General features: G+C 61.8%; 11 protein-coding genes. 5 read left to right on the top strand and 6 right to left on the bottom strand.

The features are described 5' to 3' along the window. Positions 1-22: 22 nt before the first annotated feature. From GV829_RS06310 to GV829_RS06300, 3 genes are all read right to left on the bottom strand, one after another. Entirely contained in the window at positions 23-478 is a 456-nt protein-coding gene (locus GV829_RS06310) for a hypothetical protein (protein ID WP_169944972.1), read from the bottom strand. 289 nt (positions 479-767) lie between these two features. Further along, entirely contained in the window at positions 768-1,271 is a 504-nt protein-coding gene (locus GV829_RS06305) for a DUF488 domain-containing protein (RefSeq protein ID WP_169944971.1), read from the bottom strand. A 54-nt stretch (positions 1,272-1,325) separates the two neighbouring features. After that, the gene (locus GV829_RS06300; RefSeq protein ID WP_169944970.1) at positions 1,326-2,213 is read right to left on the bottom strand and encodes a prephenate dehydratase; all 888 of its coding nucleotides are present in this window, start codon (positions 2,211-2,213) and stop codon (positions 1,326-1,328) included. A gap of 187 nt (positions 2,214-2,400) precedes the next feature. Here GV829_RS06300 and GV829_RS06295 point away from each other — a divergent pair, with 187 nt between their 5' ends. Then, a complete protein-coding gene (locus GV829_RS06295) occupies positions 2,401-3,036 on the top strand; it encodes a c-type cytochrome (protein WP_169948028.1) in 636 nt (211 codons plus the stop codon). A 73-nt stretch (positions 3,037-3,109) separates the two neighbouring features. Here the strand turns inward: GV829_RS06295 and GV829_RS06290 are convergent, their stop codons facing one another. Beyond that, positions 3,110-4,042: an LOG family protein gene (locus GV829_RS06290; RefSeq protein ID WP_169944969.1), complete on the bottom strand. Its 933-nt coding sequence runs from the start codon at positions 4,040-4,042 to the stop codon at positions 3,110-3,112. 55 nt (positions 4,043-4,097) lie between these two features. Beyond that, positions 4,098-4,772, bottom strand: a complete 675-nt coding sequence (locus GV829_RS06285; protein ID WP_169944968.1) for an extensin-like domain-containing protein — start codon at positions 4,770-4,772, stop codon at positions 4,098-4,100. Positions 4,773-4,979: 207 nt separating this feature from the next. Here GV829_RS06285 and GV829_RS06280 point away from each other — a divergent pair, with 207 nt between their 5' ends. From GV829_RS06280 to GV829_RS06270, 3 genes are all read left to right on the top strand, one after another. Further along, on the top strand, positions 4,980-6,110 hold the full coding sequence (locus GV829_RS06280; protein ID WP_169944967.1) for a phosphoserine transaminase: 1,131 nt from the start codon (positions 4,980-4,982) through the stop codon (positions 6,108-6,110). A 110-nt stretch (positions 6,111-6,220) separates the two neighbouring features. After that, positions 6,221-7,804, top strand: coding sequence for a phosphoglycerate dehydrogenase (serA, locus tag GV829_RS06275; RefSeq protein ID WP_169944966.1), 1,584 nt, complete (start codon positions 6,221-6,223; stop codon positions 7,802-7,804). 143 nt (positions 7,805-7,947) lie between these two features. Next, on the top strand, positions 7,948-9,072 hold the full coding sequence (locus tag GV829_RS06270) for an ATP phosphoribosyltransferase regulatory subunit (protein WP_169944965.1): 1,125 nt from the start codon (positions 7,948-7,950) through the stop codon (positions 9,070-9,072). Here GV829_RS06270 and GV829_RS06265 read toward each other — a convergent pair whose 3' ends face one another. Beyond that, positions 9,073-10,038 carry an alpha/beta hydrolase gene (locus GV829_RS06265; protein ID WP_169944963.1) on the bottom strand — a complete coding sequence of 322 codons (966 nt, stop codon included), beginning with the start codon at positions 10,036-10,038 and terminating at the stop codon, positions 9,073-9,075. A gap of 248 nt (positions 10,039-10,286) precedes the next feature. Here GV829_RS06265 and GV829_RS06260 point away from each other — a divergent pair, with 248 nt between their 5' ends. Beyond that, positions 10,287-11,576: an adenylosuccinate synthase gene (locus tag GV829_RS06260; protein ID WP_169944961.1), complete on the top strand. Its 1,290-nt coding sequence runs from the start codon at positions 10,287-10,289 to the stop codon at positions 11,574-11,576. Positions 11,577-11,594 lie beyond the last annotated feature (18 nt).

Below are 11,594 nucleotides of genomic sequence, written 5' to 3'. Positions count from 1 at the left end.
GGTTGCTAACCCAGCGGCATTTTTAAAGCAGGTTCAACTGGTCTTCCTCGGTCATGCGTATCACGCCATTGATTAGCCATTGCCAGTCTCGCAAGCGATGGGTGCCCATCGCTAATGCCATTCCCCGCGATGGGTAATCTTCCCCGAATTTCCAGCGCATCCACTCTAAAGCCTGCTGTTCATTTGTCTCGCTGCGTCGACGCAGAAAAGTGGCTTCGGTTTCCCAATCTTGGCACGTACCCCAGTGCTCACCGTCGTTGTCGCGAAAGTGGTATCGGAATTGATGGGAACAGGTTTCACGTGGCACTTCACTGGATGCGAATAGATCGCCTTGGGATCGTAGATTGCTGTAAATCATCTCTTGCTTCTGAAGCTCGTCTCGCGAGCGAGGTTCGCAAACAAAATCAATAATTTGACAAGAAAGCAAAGCCAGACTTTTGCCTAATTTTGCCTGCTCATCCAACGAACGCACTGCCACTCTTTGAATGAAAGCATTCCTCTCCTTTGGAGGAAGGTTGCCAATTATCTCAATTGAATCATGATCTACTCTGCGAGATTCATGTCGCTGATCTTGACTGGCTTTAGGCGCCCGCCAACGGTACTTTATTTTATTCCAGCGGGAAAATTTTCTCGAATCATCCAGATACCGAAAGGAAACTGGATACAATCGAACCCAATCGCCGTCTCTCGTCAATGCAGCAGTACATACCGTTTCACCGTGAGTTCGGCTCGCTCTAGGGGCCGCCTTTACGATGACATAGGCCTCGTCAGATCGATGCTCGAGCGAACTCTGACCGACCTTGCCTGGATGAATCGGCTTCACCTATTCCCTCCCTTACGCCCAAGTGGTTAACTCGGAACGAATAAAGAACAGAAAGGCGGTCTGCAACGATTTTTCGATGGCAATACCGAGCGTCACGCTCATAGCACAGCAAAACAGACTTTTTTTCAAAGGCTAGACTAGCAACATCTTTCAACGCTGACAGCGATGCATTTAAATCTAAGTGTGCATTATAAATGGCTTTAAATTCGTCAAATAGCCCAGCCTTAGCTGCCTCTCTGCCGTGCTTCGGGTCTCCAAGCTGACGGAAGTGGCGATAAATGATGCCTGCGCCTTCCAAGTGTCCAGCAAGCTGGTTCTTAGAAAAGCCCTTACGGCGTGACTGTGGCAGTTCGCGGATATCAATTACTTGCTCGATACCAACGCGTTGCAGCGTCACGAGGAAATCACATACAGATGCTCTTTCATAGCCGATCGTGAATAGTTCCATGGCACGTTCCTCGCATTGTCATGGTTAATATTCGACAAATGGGGCCGAAATGAGTCACCCCCGTTTGCGGGCCTGTCGATAGCTGCCGAGGAGACGGACGCTGTTGCAGTGGAAGGCCAGTTCCGCGAGCGCGCGGTCGATGTTGGCATCACCCGGTGCGCCTTCGATGTCAGCGTAAAATTCGGTGGCGGCAAAGCTGCCGCCCGACTGGTAACTTTCGAGCTTGGTCATGTTGACGCCATTGGTGGCGAAGCCGCCGAGCGCCTTGTAAAGCGCGGCGGGAACATTCTTCACCTCGAACACCAGGGTCGTCATCACCGGGCCGTCGCGGGGCGGGTCAATCGCTTCCTTGGCCAGAACGACAAAGCGGGTCATGTTATGGTCCGCATCCTCGATGCCGGTTTCATGCAGCGTCAGGCCATAGAGTTCGGCGGCAAGAGGCGGGGCAATGGCGGCGAGGCCCGCTTCGTCACTGTCGGCGACGACGGCGGCGGCACCGGCCGTATCGATGTAATTGACCGGGGAAATGCCCCGCGCGCGCAGCCAGTGGCGGCATTGGCCCAGCGCCTGAACATGGCTCATCGCCCGCGTCACCGGCGCAAGATCGCGGCTCATCAGGCCATAGCGGATCGGCAGGAAATGCTCGCCGACGATGTGCAGGCCCGATTCGGGCAACAGGAAATGGATATCGGCCACCCGGCCATGCAGCGAATTTTCGATCGGGATCATCGCCCTGAGCGCCGCGCCGGACTGGACCGCGTCAATCGCGTCCTCGAAACTGTAGCAGGGCAGCGGCAGGGCGTCGGCGTCATATTGGCGCACGGCTATATCGCTGTTGGCGCCCGGCGCCCCCTGAAAGGCAAAGGCGCGGGCCGGAGCCGCAGCGGCGGCGGCAACCATCTGATCGACGAGGCGTTGAGCCGAAGGTGAATAGCTGCCCATGGGCTGGCGCGATTAGACAAGCCGGAACGATGGCGCAAGCACTGCCAATGCAAAAGCACCGACTCCCCGCTTGCGCCCACGCCATGCCGCGATTAAGGGGAGCCGCAGATTCCACATGGGGTCGCCACGACTGCGCGTTTCTGGCGTGCACCGTGTGCCGCTCAAATTTCAGGATGGTTCCGGGGCGATGGACAACCGCAACAACACGATCTTTGGCTGGGTGCTGGGTGCCGGCATCGTCGCTTTGGGGCTGACCAGCGTCAGTACGAAGTTTTTTGCTCCCCATGCGCCTGAAAAGGCAGGCTATGCCGTTGAAGGTGCCGGTGGGGCCGCCGGTGGCGCGGCAGCTGGCCCGGCCATCGAAACGCTGTTGCAGACTGCCGATGCAGCCAAGGGTGAAGCGGTGTTCGGCAAGTGCGCCGCTTGCCACACGATCAATGCGGGCGGCGCCAATGGCATTGGCCCGAACCTCTATGGCGTCATGGGCACGGCAATAGGTGCCCATGTGCCGAGCTTTGCCTATTCCGACGCGCTCAAGACCCATGGCGGAAACTGGGACTGGTCCAATATGGATGCCTGGCTGGCTAGCCCGCGCCGGTTTGCCGATGGCACCAAAATGTCGTTCGCCGGGCTTTCGAGCGCTGAAGATCGGGCCAATCTGATGGTTTATCTGAACGCGCAGGGTTCAAATATCCCGCTGCCTGCGGCGCCTGCTGCTGATGCGGCTCCGGCTGAAGGCGACGCGGCGGCGGCCCCTGCTGAGGGCGACGCAGCTGCTGCGCCGGCTGATGCTGCTGCCGCTGCGGCCCCTGCCGCCAGCTAAGCGAACGCTGAACCAAACAAAAAGGCACCGGAGCGATCCGGTGCCTTTTTTGTTTGGGCGGGACACGACCGGCTCAGTCGGCGTCCGGCGCCCAGTCCCAGCATTCGGGCCGTTGGTCAGGCTCACTGCGGGCCAGCGCACCAAGCGGATCATCCTTCCAGAAATCACAGATGTGCGCCCAGGCTTCCTCGGCGGTTTCGACAAATTTGAACAGGTCGATATCACGACGGTTGATGACCCCTTCGTCGGCCAGCGCATCGAAATCGACCACCCGGTTCCAAAATTCCTTGCCGAACAACACGATAGGCATCGCCTTCATCTTGCCGGTCTGGACGAGGGTGAGCAATTCAAACGTCTCGTCAAACGTCCCGAAGCCGCCTGGAAAGACGCAAACGGCGCGGGCGCGCAGCAGGAAGTGCATCTTCCGCAAAGCGAAATAGTGGAACTGGAAGCTGAGTGACGGGGTGACATATTGGTTGGGCGCCTGCTCATGCGGCAGGACGATATTGAGGCCGACCGATTCCTTGCCACATTCATGGGCACCCCGGTTGGCGGCTTCCATGATAGAGGGACCGCCACCAGAGCAGACAACAAAATGCCGCCTACCCTGCGCATCACGGGGCACCGCGCTGGCCCGCGCCGCGAGCCGCTTGGCCTCGCGATAATAGGGTGCCTTGGCCGCGAGCCGTTCGGCGACCCGGCACTCTTCGGGCGTCTTAGCGGCCGCGACCAGCGCATCGGCATGGTCGGGGGAGGGAATACGGGCCGAGCCATAGATGACGAGCATCGAGGCAATGTTCGCCTCATCCAGCAGCAGTTCGGGCTTGAGCAGTTCGAGCTGGAAACGGACCGGGCGCAAATCCTCGCGCAGCAGGAAATCCGTGTCCTGAAAGGCCAGTCTATACGCCGGGCTTTCTGTCTGGGGTGTGGGGAGGTTTTGCGTGGCAAAACGGGCGTCTTCGCGCGCATGATGGAAGCGCGAACCATTGGGTTTCTGGTCTGTCATTGGCGGGAGTCTAACGAGAATCTGTAAAGGTCACAAGAAAGCCGGCACCAATGCTTCAGCGACAATAGCCTTCGCCGCTCATGTCGAAGTGGAAGTGATTGGCATGAGGCGCATTATAGTCCGGCCCCAGAACGGTGCCGAACCGGCGACAGGCCGAAGCATGCAGCAGCCTGAGAAACTGTCGAGCGCGCGAATCACCGTTCCAGCCATCGAGCACTGTCACCCGGCGACCATCGGCAAGGACAAAGCCGGAAACATCGATCGCATTGGCAAAGGCATGTTGCGACAAGCGACCCGAGCGTCCACCATAGATATTGCGGCAACTATAGGTGCCAAAGGTTTCAACCCGCACGACATCCTGGCCATAAATCTGACGTCCGGCCGGTTTTACCGCATGATTGACCCAGGCAACAAAGTTGCGGGCGAGCGGACAGGTCATCACGCCAAGATTGGTTGTCTGGGTGCCGATGTCGTTGAGCCGCAAACTGCCGCGGGCGCTGCAGCCGCCGCCGAAGTCCTGATCGGGCAAGGGAGTGAAGCGCACACCCGTTTCATTGAGCTGGGCGAAGCAGGCGCGGGTGGCAGGCGCAGGCGCGGGCAAGGCCGGTCGCGAAGCCGTCGGCCGGCTGGTCGATGGCGGGCCATCGCCACGCCGTTCCGGCCCACCGCCAACGCAGGCGCTGACCAACAGCGCAAGAGCAAGCGGAAAAAGGCGAAAGACGCGGTTCATCCCCTTGGTTCTACCTATGGCTGGTGAAAGGATGGTTAATCACTGGCAACCATAAACAACCGGATTGGCATGATTTTTCCTGTCACTTGCGCGAGGGTCTTTGGTGCAGTGCATCACATTTGCTTGACTTCCCGCCGCGTGCCCCTAGACGCGGCGACGGGCCACGCTCCCCCAACGGTGCGCGAGCTCTCTGCAAGGAGAGAAGACATGACTGATGCTGTGAAGCCTGCGGCGCTGCCCGCACGGCCATTTTTTTCTTCCGGTCCCTGCGCCAAGCCGCCGGGCTGGTCCCTTGAAAAGCTCGCCACCGAATCACTGGGCCGGTCACACCGCGCCAAGATCGGCAAGACGCGCCTGCAACTGGCCATCGATCTGATGCGCGACGTGCTGCAGGTGCCCGACACACACCGCATCGGCATTGTTCCCGGATCGGACACCGGCGCCGTCGAAATGGCGCTTTGGACGATGCTTGGCGCGCGCGCCGTCACCATGCTGGCGTGGGAAAGCTTTGGCGAAGGCTGGGTGACCGACGTCAACAAACAGCTCAAGCTCAACGCCACCGTGCTGGGCGCGCCCTATGGCGAACTGCCTGACCTGTCGGCGGTCGATTTCTCAAACGATGTCGTCTTCACCTGGAACGGCACCACGTCGGGCGTGCGCGTTCCCAATGGCGACTGGATCGCCGACGACCGCGAAGGCCTGACCTTCAACGACGCGACCAGCGCGGTGTTTGCCTATGACATGCCGTGGGACAAGCTCGATGTGACGACCTTTTCCTGGCAGAAGGTGCTGGGCGGCGAAGGTGCGCATGGCGTCATCATCCTCGGGCCGCGCGCGGTTGAGCGGCTGGAAAACCACACCCCGGCCTGGCCACTGCCCAAGGTGTTCCGCCTGATGAGCAAGGGCAAGCTGGCCGAAGGCGTGTTCAAGGGCGAAACAATCAATACGCCGTCGATGCTGGCTGTCGAAGACGTCATCTTCGCGCTGGAATGGGCCAAGGCGGTCGGCGGCTTGCAGGGGCTGAAGGCCCGCAGCAATGCCAATGCCGCTGCGCTTGACGCGATTGTCAGCGCCCGCTCCTGGCTCGGCCATCTCGCCGCTGATCCGGCCACCCGCTCGACCACCAGCGTCTGCCTGACGGTCGAAGGGGCGGACGCCGATTTCATCAAGGCCTTTGCCGGCCTCCTCGAAAAGGAGGGCGCCGCCTATGACATCGCCGGATACCGCGATGCCCCGCCGGGACTGCGCATCTGGTGCGGCGCGACCGTCGACACGGCCGACATCGAAGCGCTCGGACCCTGGCTCGACTGGGCCTGGGCTTCGCTGAAGGCTGCCTGAATATTGATCCGGTCATCCCCGCGAAGGCGGGGAGCCATCACCTGACATTTCCCAAACCGCGATGTGGCCGGATGGATTCCCGCCTTCGCGGGAATAACGAGGAAAAAGCCATGACCAAGCCCAAAATCCTGATTTCCGACAAGATGGACCCCCGCGCCGCCGAGGTGTTTCGCGAGCGCGGCTGCGAAGTCGATGTCATCACCGGCAAGACGCCGGAAGAACTGGCCGCGATGATCGGCGCCTATGATGGCCTCGCCATCCGTTCTTCGACCAAGGTGACCAAGGCGATCCTCGACGCCGCCACCAACCTCAAGGTCATCGGCCGCGCCGGCATCGGCGTCGACAATGTCGACATCCCCTATGCCTCGGCCAAGGGCGTGATCGTGATGAATACGCCATTCGGCAACTCGATCACCACCGCCGAACATGCCATCGCCATGATGTTCGCCCTCGCCCGGCAAATCCCCGAAGCCAATGCCCAGACCCAGGAAGGGCTGTGGCCCAAGAACGGCTTCATGGGCGTCGAGCTGACCGGCAAGACGCTCGGCCTGATCGGGGCTGGCAACATCGGTTCAATTGTTGCCGACCGCGCGCTCGGCCTGAAGATGAAGGTGGTCGCCTATGACCCCTTCTTGTCCGCCGAACGCGCCGTTGAACTGGGCATTGAAAAGGCTGATCTCGACACGCTGCTGGGCAAGGCGGATTTCATAACGCTGCACACCCCGCTGACCGAACAGACCCGTAACATCCTGTCCCGCGAAAATCTCGCCAAGGCGAAGAAGGGCGTGCGCATCATCAATTGTGCGCGCGGCGGCCTGATCGACGAAGCGGCGCTCAAGGACGCGCTCGACAGCGGCCATGTCGCTGGGGCTGCGCTCGACGTGTTTGTCGAGGAACCGGCCAAGGCTTCGCCGCTGTTCGGCACGCCCAACTTCATCTGCACCCCGCACCTCGGCGCATCGACCGACGAGGCGCAGGTCAATGTCGCGATCCAGGTCGCGGAGCAGTTGTCCGATTATCTGGTCAATGGCGGCATCACCAACGCGCTGAATGTGCCGAGCCTGTCAGCCGAGGAAGCGCCGAAGCTCAAGCCCTATATGGCGCTGGCGGAAAAGCTCGGCCGTCTGGTCGGCCAACTGGAAGGCGATGCCATCACCAGCGTCGCCATCGAAACCGAAGGCGCCGCGGCCCAGCTCAACCAGAAGCCGATTGTTGCCGCTGTCCTCGCCGGACTGATGCGCGTTTATTCTGACACGGTGAACATGGTCAACGCACCGTTCCTCGCCAAGGAACGCGGGCTTGACGTCCGCGAGGTGCGCCATGACCGTGAAGGCGTGTATGCGACGCTGTTGCGCATCACCGTGACGACCGCGGACGGTTCGCGTTCTGTAGCCGGCACCATTTTCGGCAAAGGCGAGCCGCGCCTTGTCGAGATTCATGGCATCAAGGTCGAAGCCGATCTCGATGGCGACATGTTGTTCGTCGTCAACGTCGACGCGCCGGGTTTCATCGGCCGGTTGGGTTCCGCACTGGGTCAGGCCGACGTCAATATCGGCACGTTCCACCTGGGTCGCCGCGATGCCGGCGGCGAGGCCGTGCTGTTGCTGTCGGTTGATGGCGCGGTGCCCGAACCGGTTCTTTGGTCAATCTGTCAACTCGACGGTGTGAAGAAGGTGAAGGCGCTGCGTTTCTGAACGGACCGCAAAACCGGCCGCGCGGCCATCAGCGATCCGCGCAAGGCCGTTCCATGGCGTGCCCCCGCACCCACTCTCCCGCTCCGGGGTGCGGGCACGCCATGGTTTGCATTGCTATTCTGCTGGATTAAGGCAGTCGCGACATGACCCGAACGACTCCGAAGCTGTTGCCCGAAGGCCTGCGTGACCGGCTACCCGAAGAGGCCGAGGCCGCTTCACGCGTGACCCGCGCACTGATCGACGCGATGGCCGGCCATGGCTATCGCCGGATCGCTCCGCCGATCGCCGAGTTTCGCGAAACACTGGCCGGAGACGCGCACGACCCCGCCTCACGCGACCTGTTGCGCTTCACTGATCCCGTATCGCGCCGCACGCTCGCCATTCGTCCGGACATCACGCGGCAGGTCGGTCGCATTGCCACTTCGCGCCTGTCGTCTGCAGCACGCCCGCTTCGCCTGTCCTATGCCGGGCAAGTGGTGAAACTGACCGCGACGACCCTCTGGCCCGACCGGGAAATGATGCAGGTCGGCGCCGAACTGATCGGCAATGACAGTCTCTCCGCTGTTACCGAAGTACTGACGGTGGCCGTCGACGCGCTGATCGCCGCCGGTGTCACGGGCATTACGGTCGACCTGACATTGCCCGATCTGGTGGACACTCTTGCGGCCACAGCCTTTCCGCTGGATGCCGATGCGATTGAAGCAGTCAAGGCAGAACTGGACGCTAAGGATGCCGGCGCGCTGGCCGGATTGGGGGCACAGGCGTATCTTCCGCTGATTGCCGCTACCGGCCCCTTCCCCAAGGCGCTTGACAGGCTGCGCGCCATCGATGCCGGCGGGGTCCTGGCCAGCCGCATTGCCGCGCTGGAGGCGCTCGCGGCGAGCGTTGGGGACCGGGTCACCGTCACGCTTGACCCGACCGAACGACATGGTTTTGAATATCAAAGCTGGATCGGTTTTTCGATCTTCGTCGCCGGTCATGCGGTAACCATTGGCCGTGGCGGCAGCTATGCCATCACGCACCCTGATGGCCGCATTGAACCGGCGGTCGGATTCTCGCTCTATCCCGATCCATTGATCGGTGCGGGACTGGGTGTCGAGGTGAACGAGGCGAGGGCGCTGTTCCTGCCGATCGGCCATGATGTCTCAGCGGCGGCTCGTCTGCGCAGCGAAGGCTGGGTGACCATCGCCGCCCTCGCCGACAGCGATGACCCGCAAGCGCTGGGCTGTACCCACAAGCTGGCAGGTGGAGCAGCGGTCAGTCTCTGATCACCGTCCCTCGATGCGCCGCATAAAGGCCTCTACCGACGCATTGCCCGCATAGCCCGGCGTGCCGAATTCGACATTCATGCGGCGGTGTCGTTGCATCACGCTCCGGTCGTCAAAGTGGATGCCCTGCTGCTGGACGCGTGCGCCCGCTCGCTCCAACCCACCGGCCAGCCGTGCAGACTGGCTGACAGCGTCATCGCGGCCGCTATCAAACAGGATCAGCCAGTCGGGTGCATCCTGGCCGCCCGAATGGGTGGTGGGAGACAAGGCGCGCTGGCGAACAGGATCTGTGCCAAAGGCGGGGACATAGGTGCGCCGCATCATGAATCGACCGCCTTCCTGCATCTGCTGTACCACATCATAAGCGGCCCCATCTATCGGGATGACCCCGCGGATTGCTGCAAAGCCCGAACCTGCATAGCGCGGGTCAGTACCCACCAGAGCCGAAAGGTGCGCCCCGGCGCTGTGACCGAGCAACAGGATGCGATCGGGGTCAAAACCGTGCTCGGCAGCCTCACTGCGCAACCGGACAATTGCCCGTCCGATGTCAGCAGCCTGCTCCTCGACCGGGGCTTCGGGCAGCAATCGGTAGCCGACAGAGGCAAAGGCCCATCCATGTGCCGCAAACCACGCAGGTTTTTCGGCCACCATCTCCGGTGCGCCATGCTGCCAGCCACCACCGTGGACATAGATGGCCAGCGGAGGGCGGCGGCTTCCCGTGCCTGCGCCGCCAGGAGCCGGCCAGAAGCGGATGCGTTGCGCCTCACTGTTGCCATAGCGGATCAGCGTGGAACCAGGAGGCAGGGCCGTAGTACCGGCTCCCGCCTCTGAATCGCCGCCACGTCGCCGCGCGAGCATGCCACCAAGGCGTCCTGAACGTCGTTGCAACTGTGCTGCCGGCTGCGCCGGTTCGGCCGCGGCAAATCCTGGAGTGGCAAACATCAGGGCAAGCGACAGGGTGAGCATGGTGGTCCTCGCTGGTCGTTACGCGTCAATCGAGCATCAGGGCTAAAGTCCAAATGTCGCACAAGATTGAAAGTCTTTGCCATGATTGTCTTCCGCTTCGTCCTGTCCCGACTTGACCCAACCGGGCCATCCCACTATCCGCGCAGCAACAGCCGGGGCACCCTTTGGCCCCAACGAACCATCCCCACGCCGAGTCCTGTCGAAGGGCGTGTTGAGGATCCACCTTGGCGGGGTGGAGGAGCATATCCATGGCAAATGTCGCGGTGATCGGCGCCCAATGGGGTGACGAGGGCAAGGGCAAGATTGTCGACTGGCTGGCCAGCCGCGCCGATGCCGTTGTCCGTTTCCAGGGCGGTCACAATGCCGGCCATACGCTGGTGGTGGGCGAAAATGTGTATAAACTCTCGCTGCTCCCCTCCGGCATCGTCACCGGCACACTGTCGATCATCGGCAATGGCGTCGTGCTCGACCCTTGGGCCTTGCAGGCCGAAGTGGAAAAGCTGCGCGGTCAGGGCGTCGTCATCACCCCGGACAATTTTGCCATCGCCGACAATTGCCCGCTGATCCTCCCCTTCCATCGCGACCTTGACGGTCTGCGAGAGGCGGCGGCTGGCAGTGGCAAGATCGGCACGACAGGGCGCGGCATTGGCCCGGCGTATGAGGACAAGGTTGGCCGCCGGGCCATCCGCGTCTGTGACCTTGCTCATCTCGACCAGCTCGACCCGCAGATCGACAGGCTGTGCGCGCACCATGACGCGCTACGCGCCGGATTTGGTCAGCCGCCGATCGACCGGGCCAAGCTGCTCGCCGACCTTGGCGGGATTGCCGACTTTGTCCTTCAATATGCGCAGCCGGTGTGGAAGCGCCTGAATCAGGTGCGCAAGGCCGGTGCCCGCATCCTGTTCGAGGGCGCACAGGGCGTGCTGCTCGACATTGACCATGGCACCTATCCCTTCGTCACCAGCTCGAACACCGTTTCGGGCACAGCGGCCAGCGGGTCGGGCCTTGGCCCCAGCGCCATCGGCTTCGTGCTGGGCATCGCCAAGGCTTATACGACCCGCGTCGGTTCAGGTCCGTTCCCGACCGAACTGGACGACGAAATCGGTCAGCGGCTCGGCGAGCGCGGCCATGAATTTGGCACTGTCACCGGACGCAAGCGCCGCTGTGGCTGGTTTGATGCCGTGCTGGTGCGACAGGCCTGTGCCGTATCGGGCGTGACCGGCATCGCGCTGACCAAGCTTGACGTGCTCGATGGGTTCGAGACGATCCGCATCTGCACCGGCTATCGCCTGCGTGGACAGGTGCTCGACTATTACCCCAGCCATGCGGCTGATCAGGCCGCCGTCGAGCCCATCTATGAGGAGATGCCCGGCTGGCAGGAAACAACCGCAGGTGCGCGCAGCTATGCCGACCTGCCGGCGCAGGCGATCAAATATATCCAGCGCGTGCAGGAGTTGATCGAAACGCCGATCGCTCTCGTTTCGACCAGTCCCGAACGCGAGGACACCATCCTGATCCGCGACCCCTTCACCGATTGAGGCAGGGGGATCGCGGCC

It is taken from the genome of Sphingomonas lacunae (genome assembly GCF_012979535.1).
Lineage (GTDB): Bacteria > Pseudomonadota > Alphaproteobacteria > Sphingomonadales > Sphingomonadaceae > Sphingopyxis > Sphingopyxis lacunae.
This window is presented reverse-complemented; position numbering and strand designations above follow the sequence as displayed.